At 52.2% G+C, this 21,730-nt stretch carries 19 protein-coding genes, 1 tRNA gene, 1 pseudogene and 1 riboswitch; of the genes and pseudogenes, 13 read left to right on the top strand and 8 right to left on the bottom strand.

What is annotated here, in order from left to right:
* Window positions 1-210 precede the first annotated feature (210 nt).
* Window positions 211-843 carry an NAD(P)-dependent oxidoreductase gene (locus NST44_RS02340; protein WP_340901411.1) on the top strand — a complete coding sequence of 211 codons (633 nt, stop codon included), beginning with the start codon at window positions 211-213 and terminating at the stop codon, window positions 841-843.
* Between the two features lie 197 nt (window positions 844-1,040).
* A complete protein-coding gene (locus tag NST44_RS02335) occupies window positions 1,041-2,786 on the top strand; it encodes an NAD(P)H-hydrate dehydratase (protein WP_340897621.1) in 1,746 nt (581 codons plus the stop codon).
* A gap of 27 nt (window positions 2,787-2,813) precedes the next feature.
* Here NST44_RS02335 and NST44_RS02330 read toward each other — a convergent pair whose 3' ends face one another.
* Window positions 2,814-3,272, bottom strand: a complete 459-nt coding sequence (locus NST44_RS02330; protein WP_340897619.1) for a hypothetical protein — start codon at window positions 3,270-3,272, stop codon at window positions 2,814-2,816.
* Between the two features lie 70 nt (window positions 3,273-3,342).
* Window positions 3,343-4,251 carry an SDR family oxidoreductase gene (locus tag NST44_RS02325; protein ID WP_340897618.1) on the bottom strand — a complete coding sequence of 303 codons (909 nt, stop codon included), beginning with the start codon at window positions 4,249-4,251 and terminating at the stop codon, window positions 3,343-3,345.
* A 191-nt stretch (window positions 4,252-4,442) separates the two neighbouring features.
* Here NST44_RS02325 and NST44_RS02320 point away from each other — a divergent pair.
* The 4 genes and pseudogenes from NST44_RS02320 to NST44_RS02305 form a co-directional block, all read left to right on the top strand.
* A pseudogene (locus tag NST44_RS02320) lies at window positions 4,443-5,258 on the top strand (VanW family protein); the annotation flags it as partial.
* Between the two features lie 381 nt (window positions 5,259-5,639).
* On the top strand, window positions 5,640-6,185 hold the full coding sequence (gene ssuE, locus NST44_RS02315; RefSeq protein ID WP_007130476.1) for an NADPH-dependent FMN reductase: 546 nt from the start codon (window positions 5,640-5,642) through the stop codon (window positions 6,183-6,185).
* A 111-nt stretch (window positions 6,186-6,296) separates the two neighbouring features.
* Window positions 6,297-6,887: an AAA family ATPase gene (locus tag NST44_RS02310; RefSeq protein ID WP_007130475.1), complete on the top strand. Its 591-nt coding sequence runs from the start codon at window positions 6,297-6,299 to the stop codon at window positions 6,885-6,887.
* A gap of 194 nt (window positions 6,888-7,081) precedes the next feature.
* A complete protein-coding gene (locus NST44_RS02305) occupies window positions 7,082-7,840 on the top strand; it encodes an AAA family ATPase (RefSeq protein ID WP_340897616.1) in 759 nt (252 codons plus the stop codon).
* A gap of 98 nt (window positions 7,841-7,938) precedes the next feature.
* On the opposite strand, the gene NST44_RS02300 is transcribed toward NST44_RS02305, so the two are convergent.
* From NST44_RS02300 to NST44_RS02290, 3 genes are all read right to left on the bottom strand, one after another.
* On the bottom strand, window positions 7,939-8,736 hold the full coding sequence (locus NST44_RS02300) for a DUF817 domain-containing protein (RefSeq protein WP_340901409.1): 798 nt from the start codon (window positions 8,734-8,736) through the stop codon (window positions 7,939-7,941).
* 90 nt (window positions 8,737-8,826) lie between these two features.
* Window positions 8,827-9,045 (bottom strand): helix-turn-helix domain-containing protein, encoded by a 219-nt coding sequence (locus tag NST44_RS02295; RefSeq protein ID WP_007130472.1) that lies wholly within the window; start codon window positions 9,043-9,045, stop codon window positions 8,827-8,829.
* Window positions 9,046-9,055: 10 nt separating this feature from the next.
* The gene (locus NST44_RS02290; protein ID WP_007130471.1) at window positions 9,056-9,538 is read right to left on the bottom strand and encodes a DUF2975 domain-containing protein; all 483 of its coding nucleotides are present in this window, start codon (window positions 9,536-9,538) and stop codon (window positions 9,056-9,058) included.
* Between the two features lie 280 nt (window positions 9,539-9,818).
* Here NST44_RS02290 and NST44_RS02285 point away from each other — a divergent pair, with 280 nt between their 5' ends.
* Together NST44_RS02285 and NST44_RS02280 are read left to right on the top strand one after the other, a co-directional pair.
* Window positions 9,819-9,959, top strand: a complete 141-nt coding sequence (locus tag NST44_RS02285; protein ID WP_007130470.1) for a hypothetical protein — start codon at window positions 9,819-9,821, stop codon at window positions 9,957-9,959.
* Window positions 9,960-10,111: 152 nt separating this feature from the next.
* Complete coding sequence (locus tag NST44_RS02280; protein WP_340897615.1) at window positions 10,112-11,053, top strand: GNAT family N-acetyltransferase; 942 nt, start codon at window positions 10,112-10,114, stop codon at window positions 11,051-11,053.
* 154 nt (window positions 11,054-11,207) lie between these two features.
* Here the strand turns inward: NST44_RS02280 and NST44_RS02275 are convergent, their stop codons facing one another.
* Together NST44_RS02275 and NST44_RS02270 are read right to left on the bottom strand one after the other, a co-directional pair.
* Complete coding sequence (locus tag NST44_RS02275; protein WP_007130468.1) at window positions 11,208-12,239, bottom strand: ribonucleotide-diphosphate reductase subunit beta; 1,032 nt, start codon at window positions 12,237-12,239, stop codon at window positions 11,208-11,210.
* A 1,167-nt stretch (window positions 12,240-13,406) separates the two neighbouring features.
* Complete coding sequence (locus tag NST44_RS02270) at window positions 13,407-15,740, bottom strand: ribonucleoside-diphosphate reductase subunit alpha (protein ID WP_007130467.1); 2,334 nt, start codon at window positions 15,738-15,740, stop codon at window positions 13,407-13,409.
* Between the two features lie 194 nt (window positions 15,741-15,934).
* Window positions 15,935-16,168, bottom strand: a riboswitch (cobalamin riboswitch).
* A gap of 356 nt (window positions 16,169-16,524) precedes the next feature.
* Between NST44_RS02270 and NST44_RS02265 the strand changes: the two genes are divergently transcribed.
* Both NST44_RS02265 and NST44_RS02260 read left to right on the top strand, forming a co-directional pair.
* A complete protein-coding gene (locus NST44_RS02265) occupies window positions 16,525-16,830 on the top strand; it encodes an MTH1187 family thiamine-binding protein (RefSeq protein WP_007130466.1) in 306 nt (101 codons plus the stop codon).
* 113 nt (window positions 16,831-16,943) lie between these two features.
* Window positions 16,944-17,015, top strand: a tRNA-Thr gene (locus NST44_RS02260).
* A 179-nt stretch (window positions 17,016-17,194) separates the two neighbouring features.
* Here NST44_RS02260 and NST44_RS02255 read toward each other — a convergent pair.
* Window positions 17,195-17,728, bottom strand: a complete 534-nt coding sequence (locus NST44_RS02255; RefSeq protein ID WP_340897612.1) for a dihydrofolate reductase family protein — start codon at window positions 17,726-17,728, stop codon at window positions 17,195-17,197.
* A 1,042-nt stretch (window positions 17,729-18,770) separates the two neighbouring features.
* On the opposite strand from NST44_RS02255, the gene NST44_RS02245 reads away from it, so the two are divergent.
* The 3 genes from NST44_RS02245 (at window position 18,771) to NST44_RS02235 (ending at window position 21,627) form a co-directional block, all read left to right on the top strand.
* Window positions 18,771-19,634, top strand: a complete 864-nt coding sequence (locus NST44_RS02245; RefSeq protein WP_007130464.1) for a carboxypeptidase-like regulatory domain-containing protein — start codon at window positions 18,771-18,773, stop codon at window positions 19,632-19,634.
* A gap of 764 nt (window positions 19,635-20,398) precedes the next feature.
* On the top strand, window positions 20,399-21,217 hold the full coding sequence (locus NST44_RS02240) for a DUF2935 domain-containing protein (protein ID WP_028407332.1): 819 nt from the start codon (window positions 20,399-20,401) through the stop codon (window positions 21,215-21,217).
* Between the two features lie 20 nt (window positions 21,218-21,237).
* Entirely contained in the window at window positions 21,238-21,627 is a 390-nt protein-coding gene (locus tag NST44_RS02235; RefSeq protein ID WP_007130461.1) for a YmaF family protein, read from the top strand.
* The last annotated feature ends 103 nt before the right edge of the window (window positions 21,628-21,730 follow it).

Here is a 21,730-nt window from a genome sequence, read left to right as displayed (position 1 = left end):
ACATCATGCTTTATATAGGTCTATAGTCTCTATGTTTGGAGAAAAAATGAAATTGTGGGAGTTTGAACCCCGCTGACTGGGGATAAGTAAATAGAAGGCGCGTCTTGCGTCTTGCGTCAGCCTGCCAAAAGAAGCTTGGTGGTGAATGGATTGTTCCATATTCGATCGACTGAAATGTACTATAATTGTGAACAGAAGGAGCGATGAATGATGAACATAGCATTGATAGGAGCAAGCGGTACGATCGGGCGGCGAATTGCAGAGGAGGCTTTGCGGCGCGGCCATGAGGTGACGGCGATTATGCGCAACCCGGAAGGGCTTGACACCGAGCGTGAGCGGCTGAAAAAGCAAAAGGCGGATGTCATGGACCCTGCCTCGCTGGAAGAGGCCATTCGAGGTCATGAGGCGGTGATTTCCGCCTTCGGCCCGTCATTCGGACAGGAGGAAGAGCTGGTCGCTGCGGCCCGCACGATCGTGGAAGGGACAAGACGCGGCGGCGTATCCCGTCTGCTCATCGTCGGCGGCGCGGGCAGCCTGATCACGGACAGCGGCGTTCCGCTCATGGAGACGCCCGAATTTCCTGAGGAGATCCGGACGCTCGCGCGTGCCCATGCGGATGCTTACGATCTGTACGCGCAGAGCGGTCTTGAATGGACATATGTCAGCCCGGCGGCGATCATAGAGCCGGGGAAACGCACGGGCCAGTTCCGCATCGGGATGGACCGGCTGGTGACGGACGAGAGCGGTGCAAGCCGCATATCCGCGGAGGATTATGCGGTAGCCATGATCGACGAGCTGGAGGATCCGCAGTTTATCCGGGCCCGCTTCACGGTAGCGTACTAGATACGCCTGAGCCTTCTGCTGTAGCTGAATTTGTGTCGAATAAGCTTCAATAAAAGCAGCCCAAGGTTTTGGGATCCTTGATCCTTTGGAGGCATGTTTCAATCGTTGATGGTTCGATCCAGCGAACAAGCGAACCACAGGGCGATTGTGCCAGAACCGAAGCACAGGAATATATCGAAGCGAAGGGGAGAGCTTGGATGTATGTTGTAACATCGGAGCAGATGAGGCTGCTCGACCGCCATACGATCGAGAAGATCGGCATTCCGGCGGCAGCGTTGATGGAGAATGCGGGCAGGGTGATCGCAGAGGAAGTGCTGAAGCTATGCCTGCACAAGAGAGCCGGAAGCGGATGGATGGCGGAAGCCTGGCATGGCCCGGCGGCGAATGATGCTGCGCCGCAATGCGGCGCTGCGGATGGTGCTGCGCGGCGGGGCGTCTGTCCGCCCGCCGACGCATCCGAAGCGGGCGCGTCAGCGCCGCTTCGGGGCTTGGGCCCTGCCTGCCCGCCGCCTGTGGCGGTGGATGAGCTTCTGCCGGCCGAAGCGGCCGGGCAGGAGCACTGGCTCATCCTGGCGGGCAAGGGCAACAACGGCGGCGACGGCGCAGCCGCCGCCCGCTATTTGCGTGACGCCGGCATGCGCGTCACGCTGCTTTACGCCGCCGAGCCGTCGACGCTTGCCGGCGAGGCGGCACTGCAGCGGGATGCCGCAGCTGCGCTCGGCATCCAGGTCCTGGTCCACGGCAGAGATGCCGTGGACTTCCGCGCGTTCACCGGGATCGTGGACGCGCTGCTGGGCACGGGATCGGCGGGCGCCCCCCGCGGGGCTTACGCCGAATTGATCCAGGCCGCCAATGCGAGCGGCCTTCCGATCGTGGCCGCGGACATTCCGAGCGGCCTGGACGCCGACACCGGCGCCTTGCACGAGCCGTGCATCTCGGCCGAGGTGACGGTGTGCCTCGCCTTTCTGAAGCGGGGACTGGTGCAATATCCCGGCGCCGGGGCCGCGGGTCGTGTGGTCGTGCGATCCATCGGCATTCCCGCCTCCCTCTGCCGGGACCTTGGCATCGGCACCTACCTGCTGACGCCGCATGTTCTGCGGACGGTCCTTGATGCCGATGTTGCCCGCCCCCGCTCTCCGGAAGGGCATAAGGGCACCTACGGGCACGTGCTTACTGTAGGGGGCAGCCGCACGATGAGCGGTGCAGGCCTGCTCGCTTCCCGGGCGGCCCTGCGCGCGGGCTGCGGTCTCGTGACCTGGGCCTTGCCCGCAAGCCTGGTGCTGCCGCTAAGCGGTGCGGCCCCGGAGGTCATGCTCGCCCCCGCTACAGGCGAGGAGAGCGGAGGCTATTGGGACGAAGCTTCCGCCGAGCGGGTGCTGGAGCTGGCCAAGACGCGGGACGTACTGGCAGTAGGTCCCGGGCTTGGCCGCTTCGAGGGGGACACCGGATGGCTGCGCAAGCTGTGGGAAGGCTGGGACGGGCCGATGGTCGTGGATGCCGATGCGCTGAACATGCTGTCATCGGCAGACGTCGTTGACGCCTGGAAGGTTCGTCCGGCGGCAACGGTGCTCACTCCGCATCCCGGCGAGATGTCCAGGCTGCTCGGCATCTCTACGGCCGAGGTGCAGCGGGACCGAATCGGCGTCGCTACCGAATATGCGGTCCGGTACGGGGTTACGCTCGTCCTCAAGGGCGCGCGAACCATTGTCGCCTCACCGGACGGCAGCGCCTATATCAACACAACCGGCACCTCCGGCATGGCGACCGGCGGAACCGGGGATGTGCTGACCGGCATCATCGCCGGCCTGCTGGCGCAAGGATATTCCGGTCCCGGTGCCGCTGCGCTCGGCGTGTGGCTGCACGGGCGGGCCGGCGAAGAGGCAGCCAGACGCCGCGGGCACCCGGCTTCCATCCTTGCCGGCGACGTCATCGATGCCCTCTAAAACATACGCTTCCGACGGCACGGGTGCTTAGATCGCCCAGCACAGCAGCGGTACGGCAATGGCAAAGATCGGCGTGATCAAAGAATGGGCAGGGAAGGCATGCTTCCCCCATAGAAACAGCAGCAGCGTCACTGCTCCCAAGGCGGCCCGGATCCACAACTGGTCCGGGCTTCCGCCGTTGAACAAGGCGAAGAAGCCAAATCCGGCCGCCGCATACAGCCCGATTTGCAGGCTTTTGGCGCGCTTGGGCAGAAGGGACAGCAGGGCATCGGCAACCAGCGAGGCAATCAGCGCATAGCCGTAGACCCATTCCTTCTGCTCCATGGAAAGTCCGAGCAGCTCGGCCGGCTTCTCCGTCCCGGAGGGCCATACCTGACCGATTACCGTGAGCAGCAGCAGTACGACGCCGGCGCTGGCCAGCTTGTTTAATGCGTAGAGTCCGACGTCCATCCGTCCACTGGACCATTTGGCATTTCCATTGTTCATACCGACACATCCTCTGTATATGATGACAAAGTTTTGAAGCTATGGAGCTTCTGAAGTTAGCGGCCCCGGATTAGCTGGTCACCATCTGACCTCCGTTTACATGGATTGCTTGACCGGTCACAAACGATGAATCGATGGAGGAGGCCAGGTATACATAAGCCGGAGCAAGCTCATAGGGCTGTGCCGCCCGCTTCATGGGCGAATCGGTGCCGAATACGGCGACTTCCTCGGCCGGGAAGCTGGAAGGAATAAGCGGCGTCCAGACCGAGCCGGGCGCAACCGTGTTGACGCGTATGCCTTGATCGACCAGCGAGAGGGCCAGTGACCGGGTAAGCGAGACGATCGCCCCCTTAGTGGAGGAATAATCGATCAGCTCCTTGAAGCCCGCGTAGGCGGTAATCGATGCCGTATTAATGATCGAAGCGCCGGCTTTCAGATGCGGCAGAGCGGCCTGGATCATAAAGAAGAACGGGAAAATATTCGTCTGGTAGGTCTGGTACAGCTGCTCCTCCGTAATGTCCAAAATACTCTGCTGGACATATTGGACGCCATGATTGTTAACGAGCACGTCCAGCCTGCCGAACTCGGCAAGGGTTTGCCGGATGACAGCCTCGCAATTTTTTTTGTAGCGCAAATCGATTTTAATCGGGATGCAGCGCTGCCCATACTGTTCGATTCGGGCTTTGGTGACTTCCGCATCCGATGTCTCATATAAGTAGGGGATGACCAGATCGGCGCCTTCCTTGGCAAAAGCGATGGCTACCGCCTTGCCGATTCCGCTGTCTCCTCCGGTCACGATGGCGACTTTGCCTTCCAGCTTGCCGCTGCCGCGATAAGCCGGGTCTTCCGTAATGGGAACCGGCTTCATCAAGCTTTCAAGACCGGGCTGAACGGGTTGATGCTGCGGCGGGAACGCAATAGGCTGCTCCTTGCATACCGTTTTGAAGCCGATATAAGGGATGGGCTGCTCAGCATTCATGACAATCCTCCTCGGGCATAGATGACATTGCATCCACGGTGATGTTTTATCTCTATGCATTCGCCCAGTTCGGGGTGCGGCCTCATTACAAGATATTCACAACATCCTGCAAATAGTGTGTTAAACTGTTTCCAAATTGATGGAAGTGTTGGGATTAACGGGAATGGTCCGCGAGGGGAGAATGGGAAGTCATGAAACCGGTGAAACGCTCTAAACTAAGGCTTTGGGCGGGAAAACAGTATTTTACCTGCCGGCGCTATTGGGAATGGCTGAAGCAAGGCAGAAGAGGCATGGCACGGATAAGGTCTTCCGAGCCGCTGCACTATCCCGTCTTCGAGCATCGGACGCCGCTGATGCGCCGGCTAAAGGATGTCGACATGTGGTACCAGCATAATAAAGTAATCAATCTGCGCCTTGCGGTGCGACGTCTGGACGGCCTTCTCATCCGTCCCGGCGAAACTATGTCCTATTGGAGAATGATCGGCCGTCCTACCCGGCGCAAAGGTTATGTGGATGGCATGGTGCTCTTTTACGGCGGCTTTAGGGCAGGCATCGGCGGAGGCCTGTGCCAGCTCTCGAATTTGATATACTGGATGACGCTGCATACGCCGCTTCAGGTGACAGAGCGTCATCGCCACAGCTACGACGTGTTTCCGGATTCTGGCCGCACCCAGCCGTTCGGCAGCGGAGCGACCTGTGCTTACAATTATTTGGATCTACAGATTTATAATCCGACGGAGGATATTTATCAGCTGTCGGTATATGTATCAGACGAGGAGCTGATCGGGGAGTGGCGCTGTACGGCTCAGCCGCTGTACCGCTATCAGGTGTATGAGCGGGAGCACCGCATCACGCAGGAAGCGTGGGGCGGATATGCGCGGCATAACGTGATCGGCCGGAAGGTGTTCAGCCGGGAAGGCGAGCTGCTTGACGATGAATGGATTACGGAGAATCATGCGCTTATGATGTATTCTCCCCTGCTTGCCCAGAACGCAGAGGACACAGAGAGTACAGAGAAAGCACAAGCAGCACAGACAGCAGAGAACACAGAGAAAGCAACCATTTTTACCGGCTGATGAATCGTCCATGTTCATGCACTACCTGCAGAGCGATATATGTCGTAGGCGTCCATTGACAAAGACGCAGACACATTGATACGATGATAATAATTCTGACTAATTTGCTCTGATTTGACATTCCGTAACGTTCCGGGAGGGCTAAAACGGCCCTTATTGATGAACGAAGACTTTGCGGGTGCGTTTATGTAAAGCCTTGGTATATGGAAGTGGAGCATACATACCGTCCGATCGTTCCTGAAGGGGGACATTAGCGAGGTCGTCCGGAAGGGGATGACGGGAAACATTATGAAAATAACCGAGGTGAGAAAAATGGCGAAAGCTGTCATCATTAACGGGAGTCCGACAGCAGGCTCCCGCTTGAATGCGATTATGGAATATGCCGAGCAGGCGCTGACTGCCGCGAATTTCGAGGTGAGCCGGATTGATGTTGCTTCACTTCCGCCTGAGGATCTGATCCATACCAAATTCGAGAGCGAGCATATCGTCAAAGCGAACGGCCTCGTCGCCGAGGCCGATGCCGTCATTGTAGCGAGTCCGGTATATAAGGCTTCCTATACGGGGGTGCTTAAGACGTTTCTGGATTTGATTCCGCAGAAGGGCCTGGCCGGGAAAATCGTGCTTCCGCTCTTTATCGGCGGTTCATTGGCACATTTGCTGGCGATTGATTATTCACTGAAGCCCGTGCTCTCCTCAATCGGAGCCCGCCATATTCTCGGCGGCGTGTATGCGGTGGACGCCCAGGTGGCTCGTACGGAGGATGGCGGCTTTGATGTAGCGGAGGTGCTTCAAGAGCGCCTGGCTCAAGCGATAGAGGAGCTGATCGAGGAGACTCGTTACCGGACCGAGCGCGGTTAACCGCTTGCCGCTGCTGGCCACTTGATAGATGGAACCAAGATACTTTGAACCTATATACATCAAACCTATATACATCAAACCTATATACATGAAACCGTGGAGGGATACCAATTGCAGAAGCTAGTGTTTTTTGTCGGAGTCGCAGGGACGGGGAAAACCACCGTTGCCAAGAAACTTGCGGTACGTATACCGGCCGCTTTTCTTGACCGCGATACGGTAGGCGGCCGTTTTGTTGAAAAATTCCTGGAAAGCAACGGACTGGATCCGAATGACCGGGACTCTTCCTTCTATAAGGAGAATCTGCGCGACCTCGAATATGATACAACGAAGGATATCTGCATCGAGAATTTGAATGCGGGGCAGAACGTATTCATGATTTCGCCGTTTACCGCCGAGCTCAAGAACCGCGAGTGGATCGAGGAGGTCATCACGGCCGCTGGCCTGACGAAGAGCGATGTGGACGTGAAGGTGATCGTGGTGACGTTAAAGGATATGGATCTGCAGAAGGAGCGGATTATCGATCGCCAAACGGAGCGGGACCAGTGGAAGCTGGACCATTGGGATGACTTCAAGAAGCGGGTGGATTTCGTGCCGGAAGTGAATTGGGACATTCCGCAGACGTCGATCAAAGTATTCGACAACAGCGGTGATCTTACCGAGGATAAGGTGGACGAGCTGTACCAATTCATCGTGCAGGAATAGAAAGGCCCCCCTTTTTGGCAAAAGGACCGGCTTTTCGTTCACCACGAAGCTTATGCTGCGCGCATGGCAGGCTATCTTCATGAAGCCGTCATGCGCGCTTGTCGTATAGGGAGATGCAGGATAAGCAGGTGCCGAGCATTATGTAACCCGCCGGATCGTAGATTTTAATCATAGGACGCAAGGAGGGAAGGCCCTTGGAGAGCTCTGCCATGCTGGCTTATTTACGAAGCGTTGTGCTTATGAGAGACCGGATACCTTCATTTCGGGAATATCCTTTCAATCTGCCGGCTGTAAACGCGATGGACGGCTTGACGTTCCATCCGAAGGTCACCTACATCGTTGGGGAGAACGGAATGGGCAAATCGACGCTGCTGGAGGCGATTGCGGCGGCACTCGGCTTCAATCCGGAAGGGGGAACGATGAATTTCTCGTTCGCTACCGAGGAAACCCATTCGAGGCTGTATGAATACATCCGAACGGTCCGGGGCGTCCGCAAACCGCGGGACGGCTTCTTCTTCCGGGCGGAGAGCTACTACAACGTTGCGTCCGAGGTGGATGCGATGGAGCGGGAGATTCCCGGGCTGTACGATTCCTACGGAGGAAAATCCTTGCATGCGCAGTCGCACGGGGAATCCTTCTTTGCCACCTTTTTGCACCGGTTCCGCGGGAGCGGGCTGTACATTATGGATGAGCCGGAAGCGGCGCTGTCCCCGTTTCGCCAAATGGCGCTGCTTCGGAGAATCCATGATCTGGTTCAGGAGGATTCGCAGTTCATTATTTCGACGCACTCCCCGATTGTCATGGCTTACCCGGACTCGGTCATTTATAAGCTGACCTCTGAGGGCGTAGAGGAGTCCAGCCTGGAGGAGACGGACCATTATATGATCACCAAGGAATTCGTAAACAACCGGGGAGCGATGCTGCGCGAACTGTTTGCGGACGATGAGGAATAGCGTGATTTTATTCGTAAAACCCGTGTTTCAGCAGAACGCTGCACTAAAAAAGTCGAACCTTACCATGTAAGGATTCGACTTTTTTAATAGCAGGGTCCCTAACCGTTATACCAGTGATCTTTCCTGTCGGAATGCTTTCCCTTTCCTTTGACCAGCTTTAACGTTGCCACGATCAGAAAGCTGACAATCACCAATAAGAGCCATGAGCTCACCTTCCCCAGATGAACGAGACTCCAGGCTTCGGCCTGGTTTGGATATTTCCACGCGCCAAAGAATGTTGCGATATTTTCGGCAACCCATATAAAAAATCCGATCAGTACAAAAGAAAGGGCAAGCGGCATCCGATAACGAGTCCCGTTCACCTCGTAGGTGACCCAGGATGGCCAAAAGACGAGGATGACGAGTCCGGATAACCACCATCGAACGTCGATCCAATAGTGGTGCGTGAAGAAATTTAAATAAATCGCGGCTGCCAGCGTTACAACGAGCCAGAAAGGAGGCCATTTCACCAGTTCAACCTTCAGCCGCCTCCAAGCCTGGCACAGATAACTTGCTACGCTTGCGTACATGAATCCGCTATACAGAGGCACGCCAAAGATTTTAAAATATCCCTCCTCCGGGTATGACCAAGAGCCCATGTGAACCTTGAAAATTTCAAGAGCGAGTCCGATCAGGTGGAACAACGTGATCACTTTGAGTTCATCCCGTGTTTCAAGCCCGGAACGCACCATCCACCACTGCATCAGCAGGCAGATAATGAGAAGCCAGTCGTAGCGCGGAAGGAAGGGAAGCGGCACGAATTTCGTAAAGGCCAATGAGGCAAAAATAACGACCGGAAACAAGCACGATAAGGCCTGCTCCCAACCAAAACGAACGAGCTGTCGTAGTGCCCTCATGCTGCGCGTCTCCATTTTTGAATGGTCCATGAGCAAGCTCCTCTTCTGGAATGGATTCATTGAACTAACTCCCTGAGGTATGAATCCCGTTTAATCCTGGACGTCTTCATCGCGGTATTCTAAAATATCTCCGGGCTGGCAGTCCAAAGCCTTGCAAATGGCTTCTAACGTTGAGAAGCGAATCGCTTTGGCCTTTCCGTTCTTCAATATCGACAGGTTTGCCATGGTGATTCCTACCCTCTCCGACAGCTCGGTAACACTCATTTTCCGTTTGGCCAGCATCACATCAATGTTGATTATAATTGCCATTGTTTTCACCTCAGACCGTTAAATCATTTTCGGATTTGATATGAATCGCTTCTTGTAAAAGTCTTTGGAGAACAGCGGCAAAGACGGCGATCACGGATGAAGCAAAAATAATGACCAGTCCGAGCACGATGATCCCCGGGGCATCATCTTTCTCCGCCAGGAGATAGAAGAGCGGCATGCCGGCCGCATACAAAATGCTGATCGTAATGGCGCAGTTCCTAATACTCTTTAATGCCTTCACGGACAATTCGGAGAAGGCTTTATTCTGATCGATGTAGTTTAACAGCTTAAAAGCCTGATACAGAGCTAAGTAAAAGGGGATCGCCGATGCATACAAATCGATGGAAACGAGATATTTTAGATAAACATGGTCCGGATACAATTCAGCCGCGAAACTCGCGATATTAGGCACCACAAATATGCACAAAGCAAGAACCGGAATTCCAATCAGAATAACCGCGATTCTTAAAAAGAGTGTTGTTCCTTGTTTCATAACATGCACCTCGCTTATTTATTGTTCATCATAATAACACGACTTTTATCGTTTATCAATAAATTAATATTGATTAATATTATATTATTGTTGTTATGGAATATTCCTGTCGTCATAAATCCATAGCTGCGATTAGACCTTCAGTCCAGGTAGAATCGGGATGGTAAGGGGATGCGGCGGCGATTTGCCAACCGTTTTGAAATGATGTATTCTATGGGGGATTAAGAACGTACGGCAGGTTAGGAAAGTTCATTTTTTAACGAAGAGGAGGAGTATTCGGATGAAGAAGAGATCGCTTGTTTCGTTGTCCCCCGGCATCGGATACTCCACCGCTGTTTTCTTTGATCTTGGCCAATCACGGGAGAAGTGTGTCCACAATTGGAAACTGAACGCGACCGTTATCCTGCGATCGGCCTCATGATCATGTAAGGATACAGTGGAATAAACGCCACAGGTCGCTTACCTGTGGTGCATGGATCGGCAGCGTACGCCACAGGTATAACCTGTGGTGTTTTTTGTTTTGCCGCATAGGAGATGCGGCCATATCATCCTATCGAAGAAGGAGAGATTTGCATGCAGCTGCAAGGGGAACGTATTGTTGTGAAGCCGGTGGAGCTTTCGGATGCCGAGGCTCTGCTGAAGCTGGAGAAGGAGAATCGGGAGTTTTTTCAGCGGTTTACTGGCAAGCGTGACGAGCATTTTTTTACCAAGGAGGGACAGATCGAACGGATCCGGAAGGCGGTGGACGATCGGGAAACGGATCAAGGCTACTTGTATGTCATAGTATTGCGGGACACCGGGCAGATCATCGGTGAAGTCATGCTGACCGAGCCGGTGCGTGGGAATTTGCAGAGCTGCTGGATCGGCTATTTTCTGGATAAGTCATTCAATGGGCAGGGGTACATGACGGAAGCCGTACGGCTGGTCGTCCGCCATGCCTTCGAGGAGCTGAGGTTCCACCGGATCGAGGCGGGAGTCATGCCGCATAATCTCGGCTCGATGAACGTGCTGTTGAAGGCCGGGTTCCATAAGGAAGGCATCGCCCGTAAAAACGTCAACATCAACGGACGGTGGGAGGACCATCAAACGCTGGCGATCCTAAACGAAGCCGATGAGGAGAAGCGGTCCGGAATTGAACGTTGCAACCCGCCCGTCATTGCGCCGCCGCTCGGTCCGTACACCCATGTCACCAAGGTGCCGCAGGGAGCCGCGCTGCTGGTCTTCTCCGGCCAAGTCGGAACCGATCCGGAAGGGAAGCTGCCGGATGACATGAAGCAGCAGGTGGAGCATACGCTTGCAAATATTCAGCGGTTGCTGGAAGCCGAATCGCTCACGGCGGACCATATCGTCAAAATCAATATTTGGGCAGTGGAAGAGGTCGATTGGAGCCATTTCCATGAGGTGTGGGCGAAGTTCCATGGCGGTCGGCCGCCGGCGATGACGATGGCTTATGTGCCGGGGCTTGCGATGCCGGCGCTGAAGGTCGAGATCGAGGTATGGGCGGCTGCCGGATAAAAATCATCATGTCATCCATTCAAGGAAATTCATCATCATCCACCGTGTAATCCATCCATGTAAAAAACCTCCGCCATCCCTTTGCAGGGATGGCGGAGGTTTTGTCTATGAGCGATAGAAGCTTAGCAGATCCGAGCTCACCGGCTGGTGCAGCTTACAGATCGTCAAACCCGTTATCGTCGCCGACTTTCCCGTAGTTGCGAGACTTCGCTTCGAAGAAGTCGGTCTTCGTCGCATTCAGCGCTTCGTCGGAGAACGGCTTGATCCATGGCATGCAGTTCACGTCCACGCCTTCATACGCCTTCTCCAGTCCCATCATGGTGATGCGGCGGTTGGCGATGTATTTGATGTAATCGGACAGCTCGTTCAGATCGATGCCGCGCACATTGCTCAGCGTGTAATGCGCCCAGTTCGTCTCCAGCTCGACCGCGCGATCGATCGTGCGGTACACGTAATCGATGTTCTCCTTCGTGTTCAGCTCAGGGAAGTCCTTGAGCAGCTGCTTGAACACTTCAGCGAAGAAGTAGCAATGCTGGTTCTCGTCACGCTGAATGTAGGAGATCATTTGGCTCGTTGCCATCATCTTCTGATCACGGGCCAGGTTATAGAAGAAGGCGAACGTACTATAGAAGAAAATGCCCTCGAGAATCAGGTCGGCGACCATCGCTTCAAAGAAGGATTGCGGCGACGGATTGTCCCGGAAGCTCTGGTAAATGTTCGAGATGAACTGATTGCGCTCCAGGAGAACCGGATCATGCTTCCAATATTCGAAAATTTCCTTTTGCTCCTGCTCCGTAACGATCGAGGAGAGCACATAGGAGTAGGATTGGTTATGAACGACTTCCTGCTGCCCGATAATGGCCGAGATGGCCTCAAGCGAGGAGTCGGTGAAATAGCGCTTCACGTCGCCGACAAACATCGTCTGCATGGAATCCAGCACAGCCAGTAGGGAGATGTTGATCTTGAAGGTGCGCTGCTCCTCCGGATCAAGGTGCGGGAATTGCTGCGCATCCTTGGACATCGGGATTTCGTCCGCGATCCAGTGGTTCAGCAGCAGCACCTTGTACAGCTTGTACATATGAGGCATCCGAATATCGTTCCAGTTGAGGATCCCTGAGCATTCGCCCTCAATGATCCGTGTGGAGCGGTTAGGTGCTTCGGTATTGAATATTTTTTGCATTTGCATAACCATTCTCTCCTTGCATTTATAGTAGGGCGGGTATCAACAGGACGGGTATCCACTCTCCGGCCGCTGTTGTCCGCCCTTTGCCTGAATGTATTGTGAAGGGTGCAAAGGGCTCCCAAAGGCGGACGTAAACTCCTCCGATTGGATACCCTTACCCTTGTAGTCTTTTTTATAGCTTACTCAACGGATGTTCGCTTCGCGCTCGACTAAACGCAAGCAGCCCGCTCATTGTGTTTGCGCCACATGAGCAGCGAATCCCCAAAGGGAGAGCGATCCTTGCAGGAAGTTGCACCAAACACGCAAGCAGCCCGCTCATTGTGTTTGCGCCGCATGAGCAGCAAATCCCGAAGGGAGAGCGATCCTTGCAGGAAGTTGCACCAAACACGCAAGCAGCCCGCTCATTATGTTCGCGCCGTATGAGCAGCGAATCCCAAAGGGAGAGCGATCCTTGCAGGAAGTTGCACCAAACACACAAGCAGCCCGCTCATTATGTTCGCGCCGTATGAGCAGCGAATCCCAAAGGGAGAGCGATCCTTGCAGGAAGTTGCACCAAACACGCATGCAGCCCGCTCATTATGTTCGCGCCGCATGGGCAGCGAATCCCGAAGGGAGAGCGATCCTTGCAGGAAGTTGCACCAAACACGCAAGCAGTCCGCTCATTGTGTTCGCGCCGCATGAGCAGCAAATCCCGAAGGGAGAGCGATCCTTGCAGGAAGTTGCACCAAACACGCAAGCAGCCCGCTCATTGTGTTTGCGCCGCATGAGCAGCAAATCCCGAAGGGAGAGCGATCCTTGCAGGAAGTTGCACCAAACACGCAAGCAGCCCGCTCATTGTGTTTGCGCCGCATGAGCAGCAAATCCCGAAGGGAGAGCGATCCTTGCAGGAAGTCGCACCAAACACGCAAGCAGCCCGCTCATTGTGTTTGCGCCGCATGAGCAGCGAATCCCAAAGGGAGAGCGATCCCCGCTGGAAGCATCGCCAAAAACGCACGCTTTAACTCATTCGTCCCTGCGCCAACATTCCAGCGTTCCCGCAGGGAGAAAGCGCTCCTAGCACCAAAGTACCTGGAAGAAGCGCCGCATCCGTCTCATTTCACAAGCTTGCGGGTGTCCAGAGGGCAGAGCCCTTGGGGCCCTCCCTTGGAAGGGAGGGTTTGGGTGGGTTCGTTAGCTAGCACAGCTTTCGCATTCCTCAATCGTCAGCGCACGGCTGCGCACATAGTACGTTGTCTTGATGCCGGCTTTCCAGGCATGCAGGTGCAGGTCCAGGAATTCCGATGCCCGGATGTCAGGACGAACATACAGGTTGAAGCTTTGCGCCTGGTCCACATGACGTTGACGGGCAGCAGCCATTTTAATGGACCAATGCTGGTCGATCAGGAAGGCTGTTTTGTAATACCAGATTGTTTTTTCAGACAGATCCGGAGCCGGGTTGGCTACTTTATATGTCGTCTTTTCTTCATAAGACAGCAGCTCATACAGCGGGTCGATGCTTGCCGTAGAACCGGCAATGATCGACGTGGAGCCGTTCGGTGCGATCGCGAACATCCACGCGTTGCGGACGCCATTCTCTTGAACTTCCTTCTGCAGCTCGCGCCACTGCTCGGTCGTTACGAATTTACCTTCATGCTCGCCGTCGGTGTAACCGCGGAACGTAAAGTATTCGCCGCTTTCCCAGGCAGAGCCTTTGAATTTCGGATAGTGGCCTTTTTCCTTGGCCAGCTCCATGCTGGACTTCACGAGCAGGTAATTGATGTGTTCGTACAGATTATCATTGTATTCAACCGCTTCGTCGGATTCCCAGCGGATGCCTTCGAGAGCCAGCAGATGATGCAGGCCGAAGGTGCCGAGTCCGACAGCGCGGTACTGGCTGTTCGTATATTGAGCTTGCAGCACTTCGATATTGTTGATGTCGATTACGTTGTCCAGCATGCGAACCTGGATCGGTACGAGCCGCTCCAACACGCCGGCAGGCACTGCACGCGCCAAGTGAATGGAGTTCAGGTTGCAGACAACGAAATCGCCAGGGATTTTCGAAATCACGATCCGGGTTTGGCCGTCTTTGGTGACGAGCTCTTCTTGCTCAACCACGGTTGGCGACTGGTTCTGCATGATTTCCGTGCACAGGTTCGAAGAGTAGATCATGCCGTGTGCGGAGTTCGGGTTCGCACGGTTTACCGTATCGCGGTAGAACATGTACGGAGTTCCGGTCTCCAGCTGGGATTTCATGATCCGCTTCATAATATCGATCGCTTGTACGGTAATGCGCGGCAGGTTCGGATTCGCCAAGGCCTCCGCATATTTCTCGCGGAACGCGCCTTGACCCGGCGTTTGATCGTAGAAGTCCTCAAGACCGAGCGGGCGGCCGTTCTCATCTTTCCAGCCCATGATCTTCTTCACTTCATGCGGGCAGAACAGGCTCCATTCTTCACGGGCTTCAACAGCCTCCATGAACAGGTCAGGCAGACATACGCCGTGGAACACGTCATGCGCTCTCATGCGCTCATCGCCGTTGTTCAGCTTCAGATCAAGGAAGGACAAAATGTCCTTGTGGAACACGTCCAGATAGACCGCAATGGCGCCTTTGCGTGTGCCGAGCTGGTCAACGCTCACCGCCGTGTTGTTCAGCTGGCGGATCCAAGGGATGACGCCGGAGCTGGTGTTCTTGTGGCCGCGGATATCGGAGCCGCGTGCGCGGACCTTGCCGAGGTAGACGCCGATGCCGCCGCCCATTTTGCTAAGACGGGCTACGTCGGTGTTGGAATCGAAGATGCCTTCCAGGGAATCGTCAACGGTGTCGATGAAGCAGCTGGAGAGCTGGCCTGCGACCTTCTTGCCGGCGTTGGACATCGTTGGCGTTGCGGCCGTCATGTACAGATTGCTCATTGCCCAGTACGCTTCCTTAACAAGCTCGAGGCGTTTGTCTTCAGGCTCCTGGTGCATGAGGAACATGGCAATGACCATGTAGCGCTCCTGCGGGAGCTCCATCACGCGCCCGTCGAAATCCGTTGCAAGGTAACGCTCGGCCAGCGTCAAGAGACCGATGTAATCGAACAGCAGGTCGCGGCTTGGATCAATGCACTCGCCAAGCTCCTCGATTTGCTCCTTCGTATAGCAGGTCAGAAGGTCTTCACGATAGATGCCCTTCTGGACGAGCTCCGTAATGAGCGGATAGAAAGCGCCGTATGGCTCTTCCGGATAGGCTTTGTAGCGGCGGTTGTGGGCCGCCTTTTTATATAAAGATGTCAGGAATGAACGAGCCGCCGCAAATTTCCAGTCAGGCTCTTCCTTGGATACGAGCTCAAGCGCGGACATCGTGAAGGCATTGCTGATTTCCTCGCCGGTAACTTGCTCACCGCGGAGTTTGGAATTCACGCCTCGAAGCAGGCGCTCCTTGTCTAGCATGTCCAATCCCTTCAGGATCCGGTCGGCATAGACGGAGAGGCGGATTTCATCGAAGGCAAGCTGACGGTTGTTTGGTTTAACTACGAGCTGGGGCATACAAAAATCCTCGCTTTCTTTGGGGGAAATTGAAAAAAGAACATGAAAAAAACATTTTCTAAAACCTAAGGGCAGGCTTGAAAATGTCCGTGCGCTGTGGATGGTTTGAATAAAGCTGACATAAGCCCATATGCGGGCATGATGTTATGTACAGACGCAAGTTTCACGAACACATCCCTATAACCCCGTAGGTCGGTGTCTGAAGTATACAGGCAGGTCTCCTGACTTAGGCCGTACATATTCGGCGTCTTCCCAAAGTTCGCTTTCGGGGAACTTCAGTGACGTATTGCCAAACTGCCGGCAGCTGCGTATGCATAACAGCCCCGAGGCCTTTACAGTGGCGGGTCCGTGATGGATTTTCACCATGCTTCCCTATTAAGCCGGGCTGCCTGATAGGCTAGCGCGGCACCTGTATACACTATATTTGGTTGTCGTTAATCTAATTTAACCCAATATCTTGTATCTGTAAACCAATTTCTTAAAAATAAACGCAAGGAGAATTATAGCAAACGGACAGGTAATATGCTAGTTGGCCAACCGTCAAAACCGCTCAAGATTCCATGGATTGTGACCAAATGCGACGGTTTTTGCGCGGATTCCGCATCGGTTGCGTTTTGACAACGGATCGTATGACCCATATAAAAATTTGATCTTGGACATACAAGATATTGTGTGTTGACGACTTTGCGAAATTTTGAAAAGACGCCCCGGAATTTGATATGATATCTATATCGGATTCAACCACGGTGTGGATGAATGGAATGCTTCGAGGGAGGTTATTGTGATGGCAATTGCAGAAGTAACGGTCATTCCGATCGGAACGGCAACGACCAGCTTAAGCTCATATGTGGCGGAAATGCAGCGTATATTGAAGCAACAGGAGGGAATTACGTACGAATTGACTTCGATGAGCACGATTATTGAAGGGGAGCTCCCTATGATTTGGCGTGCGATCGAGGCGTTGCACGAGGCGCCGTTCTTGTCAGGGGCTAAGCGGGTATCCACCTCCGTCAAAATCGACGACCGGCGCGACCGGGCATCCTCAAGCAAGCAGAAGATCCAATCGGTGCAGGAGAAATTAGGCGGGTAATGCAATCCCTCCTGTAGGGTGTTTTTTCCATTAATGAGGGGCTTGCATTTTCCCGCCGAAGGAATATAATATATTTTGTTGTTTCAAAAACGAATGACAACTTCAATAAATTTGCTGGTGTAGCTCAGGGGTAGAGCAACGCACTCGTAATGCGTAGGTCGGGGGTTCAATTCCCTTCACCAGCATCCTTAGAAAGTCAATAACGGCGCGGTTTTCCGAGTTTTCGGAGACCGAGTCTTTTTTGTGTTTTTGGCCGATCTTCTACCATTTTTCTACCCTTTAGTCAAGTAAAGTGGGTTTTTCGCCATCAATTAGGGATTCAATATCCTTTTGAAAAATAAATTCTAGACTAACACACAGAAAACTAAGCGGGAACGTAGGTCAACCTGATCACCTGCTCGCCAATGCGATCGCTTGCCACGAGGCGCAGCGGCGGCCGCGGACCGGCGAAGAACGGCTTGCCGTGACCCAGCACGACGGGATGGAGATAGAGTCGATACTCATCAACGAGACCGAGCTCCGTTAGACTGTGCGCCAACTCCGGCCCGGCAACTTCAATATCCCCTTCATGCTGAGCCTTCTTCAGCCCCCGTATGGCCGCTGAGAGGTCGCCCTCGATCAGAGAAGCGTTCGGTCCGACGGACTTTAACGTCCTCGACACCACCCACTTCGGTTTGCTTTGCCACGCAGCTGCGTATTCCCGTTCCTGCGCATCCCATTCAAAAGGGTCTCCGTCCCAATATCGCATAGTCTCGTACATACGGCGCCCGTACAGCATACCCGTCAGACCGCGCACGTCTTCGATGAAATGAAGGAATAGCATGGGGTCGCGCTGAAGTGCCATGTGGTCGACGAACCCGTCCAGAGACTGATTCAACGCGAAAACGATTTTTGCCATGTGATTGACTCTCCTCCCTGTTTTTCTTGCACATTCATCATCAGGATTACACGTTCTATATGCAGCCTCCTCTATGTCTAAAATTTTATCATCCAACGGCATGCCCGGTTTCTCATGGATTGCTAATGTGCACAGCCCGACCGGATACCAACGTTAGCTTAGACGATTCAACCATTTATCCCGATTTACATTGCTGATGTTATATCATTGACTTCAACCATAAAATCCGAATACCCATTAAAAATCCCCGAAGTATTAGCTCACGGGCTTCAGTCTTCTAACAGAACTTCTAACAAATCTTCTAACGGCCAAGAAATACTTCGAGAACCTTAAACGGATTTAGGCGCATAAAAGCCCATAACTAATAGACCTCCGGAACCCTGTAGAACCTTTCCGAAACCTACGGTGTCGCACTTGTAATGCGTAGGTCGGGGGTTCAATTCCGCGTTTTTTTATTTCCTGCAGGGGCGTGATAGTTCGTGAAATGAATTAAATGGTTGATCAGAAATCTATCTCCATGATACATTCGCACATTCTGAACATTATTACCGAAATGTCCAGTCTAAGGGCGTCTATGCTCATAAACTGTACTATTCCAAAATGCGAGGAGGTAAATATCAGTGGGTTACGAAAAACCTTGTTACAACGGCTATGGGAATACAGTAGGTATTGTCCTGGTTTTATTTATTCTCTTGGTTATTATCTTAGGAACTTTTTGGATTTAATCACACAACGGCAAGAAAAACATTGTAAATTTGTTTAGAATTCATTATCTCTGTTGTGATGTCATGTCAAACTCATGGATCATCCCTTTGGTTTGGGGGCGGCGATTTACCGTCCCCATGAAAGCTCTCCTACACGATAGTCAGCTTATTCGGAATGCCAAATACATAAGCAAGAGGCAAAATCATCGACAGAAAGCTTTTTCGACGTTGTTCAGGTTAGTAACTGCTTAAAAAGTAAGAGTATCGTCAATAGACCAGTCGCTTATAAACGCCCAAGCATATATTGAGTTGAACGATTGGTGAAAGGAGGTGTTGTTTTGCCGATTTCCGACTTGTATAAACTTCAACCAAGTGCTCCAGTTACCGTAGATGGACATGAAGAAGAGAGTGTCAATTTAGCACTTCAAGCCTCACCCAACACCTCCGTTGGTGTCGTGCAGGGGACAGTGCTGCTGCCGAATGGAAATCCGATCCCCTTTGCCACAGTACAGTTATATACTTCTCAAGGGGTGCCATTTGAGCATGTTAACAGCAACCCTCAGGGGCAATATATCATACCAGATATTCCAGTAGGCTCTTATTTAATCACTGCTGCTGAACCTGGCTACCTGACACCTGTCCGTATTCCGCTAACAGTTACCCAAGGTCGACCAACACAAGTTTCGATTACTTTACAGCCAAACCCCGCAGCAACGAGAGGAGCATTGTTTGGCATCGTAAGGAACGTTTCGAATAATGAACCTGTGAATAATGCTTTGGTTAGTCTTTTTCAAATCAATGGGGGCACGGTTACTCCGATCGGAACCTTGACATCCAACGCATCCGGACAGTATTTGTTTGCTGAGCTTCCGGACGGTACCTATTTCGTTCAGGCTACCCTAGCCGGATTTTTATCAAGCCAAAGTGCCACTGTAACGATCCAAGGTCCTGAATATGCCCCCCTTGACATCAACCTGACAGTCGATCCGGATGCAAATACAGGGACTGTAAGTGGTATCGTGACAGACCAAGCAACTGGAGCAGCGATACCCAATGCCCTAGTGGCGCTCTATAGGTTAAACGCAGGAGTGGAACAGATCATCCAGATTACGCGTACGAATCAAGGGGGGCTCTACCTATTTGGCGATTTGCCCCCGGGAACCTATCGTGTGAAAGGGACCGTTCAGGTGAATACAGGATGAAGGAGACTAAAATTCTTACAGGCAGTTCTGTTTTTTCAATCGGTGCTGAAGAAAGTAGATGGGTTCCGCTGGCGCTTAAGGGCAAGAATCATTCCGTCCGGCATGGCTTCAGTCCCGTTCGAGTCACGTTTTGTTTGGTTGTCAGAAAAAAACGAACCGTCTATAAGCATCGGTTTCAGCTCTACATTCGCAGCAAAGCAGGTTGCAGAAACACAATAAAATGGAGCAGTAAAAGAGAGCGAAACTCATGCCTAAAATACCGTAGAATATGCCCGGTAGACATCAAACTGGGGGTGTCGGTGAGGAATAATAAACGGGTAAGCCGCAAGAAAACTAAAGCTGTTATATAAAACACATTTTTTAATCATCCGAATAAATTAAAGTGCTAAAGGTGTTCTTCGGCAATTAGAAGAACGTCTTTATTTTTTGTGGCTAGCTTCCATGTGATTTGAGCGTTGAAATGGACGCTCTTTCTATTTGGGGAGGCACCGGTCAGGCAGTGGAAGTACCAAGATAAGCGGGCTTCCGATTTGAAAGGTAACGTTAATAAACGCGCCGCTCCCAAAGGGAACTAAAACGCGACGGGAAACCCCGGCGAAATTTTCCTGTCCCAGCAGGATATCTGATGAGGAATTTTTGTGAATTAGCTCTTTAATTGATTTTTTGTTCTCCAGTAGCATATTGAAACATGCCATCCTCATACGCTCTGATAACATGACAATATCTATGGTTGTCTTGTAGTGTGCTGAAAGGTGGGAGATGGTTTGTCGGATCCTTTTGTAATCAGATCATTAGACGAAATACGTTTTTGGTCACGCATTATGAAAGAACATTCTTTATTTCTTCGACTTGGATTTAGGTGTGAAGATACGCAGTTAATTAATGAGGCTAACCAATTCTATGCAATATTTGAGGATATTGAAAGAAGAGCACATTCATATCAAGCAGATACGGATCCCGAAACCATTAGACAGTTTAATTCAGAAGTCCGCAATGCAGCTTCACACATTTGGGCATTTAAGAGAAAGGTCCTTGGGCTTATACTTAGGTGCCAGCTTCCTGGGGGAAACAATTTTCCCTTGCTTGTCGATCATGTTAGCCGGGAAGCAAATTACTTTAGAAATCGGTTGGAGGAGCTCAATAGCGGGAGACTTGAACCATTGCCTGATGCGATTATTGATGAAAATGTCTTTTTCCTGAAAATAATGGCTGACCATGCAAAATTTATAGGTCATCTGCTTGATCCATCCGAGCGAAAATTAGTGGAACAGGCTAGAGAGTTTAGCCAAGAATTCGATACGTTGATGTTTCAAGCCATCGACTTAAGTTCCATGCGTCCACAATCGCAAACACATCCACTGCTTAGTCAATTTGTTGATGAAAACCGCGTTTCAGTCAAATCCTTGCGAGATTTTAAGAAGACTGCGCGCGATTTGATTGAGCAGTGTCGAATCAAAAGCATCATTCACCCTCTATTAGCAGATCACGTGTTTCGTGAAGCCGAACGATTCTTATTCATACTCGACATGTTCGACCGGTCATTGAGCGGCATGAAGGTAAACAAAAAAGAAATCCTGTTTTAATGTAAGGGAGGCCTTAAGTGATGGAAATACAAGTAACGGGATTTGTTGTTCATTCCGATGACTCCGGTTCCGGACATTCACATCAACTTTTTCTTACATCTTGGGATGGAAGGCCAGTTAACGTTCATGTTCATCCCTTTGAAGGAGATACATCCTTTGATGTTGGACATTACCATCATTACGTGGGTGTAACTGAACCAGCTCCGAGTGGTGTTCCACACGTCCATAACTATCATGCTCAAACATCGTTTAATGACCAGCACAAGCACATGATTAGAGGAACAACGGGTCCTGCCATTCCCTTGGCAGGTGGTGGGCACTATCATTATTTTGAAGGTTATACCACCGTTGATGGCAGAATCCCGCATGCTCATCGATATAGTGGAAATACAGGCAATGAATACGGCTGACCAGTGATTCGGTATAGATGCATTTTGTATGAGGTTGGTTCTAATGATCAGAAAAAGAAAAAGCTTGATTAACGAAAGAAAGCAAACACAGATTTTCCTTTAG

Origin of the sequence: Paenibacillus sp. FSL W8-0919 (assembly GCF_038003785.1) — a bacterium.
Lineage (GTDB): Bacteria > Bacillota > Bacilli > Paenibacillales > Paenibacillaceae > Paenibacillus_AQ > Paenibacillus_AQ lactis.
Note: the sequence above shows the minus strand (reverse complement) of the source record. Positions and strands in the feature narration are given on the sequence as shown.

Coding starts and splice junctions, on each gene's coding strand:
- NST44_RS02270 (WP_007130467.1), bottom strand. CDS start 15,740: ATGCCCCAGCTCGTAGTTAAACCAAACAACCGTCAGCTTGCCTTCGAT.
- NST44_RS02285 (WP_007130470.1), top strand. CDS start 9,819: ATGAAGAAGAGATCGCTTGTTTCGTTGTCCCCCGGCATCGGATACTCC.
- NST44_RS02235 (WP_007130461.1), top strand. CDS start 21,238: ATGGAAATACAAGTAACGGGATTTGTTGTTCATTCCGATGACTCCGGT.
- NST44_RS02330 (WP_340897619.1), bottom strand. CDS start 3,272: ATGAACAATGGAAATGCCAAATGGTCCAGTGGACGGATGGACGTCGGA.
- NST44_RS02255 (WP_340897612.1), bottom strand. CDS start 17,728: ATGGCAAAAATCGTTTTCGCGTTGAATCAGTCTCTGGACGGGTTCGTC.
- NST44_RS02325 (WP_340897618.1), bottom strand. CDS start 4,251: ATGAATGCTGAGCAGCCCATCCCTTATATCGGCTTCAAAACGGTATGC.
- NST44_RS02335 (WP_340897621.1), top strand. CDS start 1,041: ATGTATGTTGTAACATCGGAGCAGATGAGGCTGCTCGACCGCCATACG.
- NST44_RS02300 (WP_340901409.1), bottom strand. CDS start 8,736: ATGAGGGCACTACGACAGCTCGTTCGTTTTGGTTGGGAGCAGGCCTTA.
- NST44_RS02340 (WP_340901411.1), top strand. CDS start 211: ATGAACATAGCATTGATAGGAGCAAGCGGTACGATCGGGCGGCGAATT.
- NST44_RS02280 (WP_340897615.1), top strand. CDS start 10,112: ATGCAGCTGCAAGGGGAACGTATTGTTGTGAAGCCGGTGGAGCTTTCG.
- NST44_RS02290 (WP_007130471.1), bottom strand. CDS start 9,538: ATGAAACAAGGAACAACACTCTTTTTAAGAATCGCGGTTATTCTGATT.
- NST44_RS02275 (WP_007130468.1), bottom strand. CDS start 12,239: ATGCAAATGCAAAAAATATTCAATACCGAAGCACCTAACCGCTCCACA.
- NST44_RS02295 (WP_007130472.1), bottom strand. CDS start 9,045: ATGGCAATTATAATCAACATTGATGTGATGCTGGCCAAACGGAAAATG.
- NST44_RS02265 (WP_007130466.1), top strand. CDS start 16,525: ATGGCAATTGCAGAAGTAACGGTCATTCCGATCGGAACGGCAACGACC.
- ssuE (WP_007130476.1), top strand. CDS start 5,640: ATGGCGAAAGCTGTCATCATTAACGGGAGTCCGACAGCAGGCTCCCGC.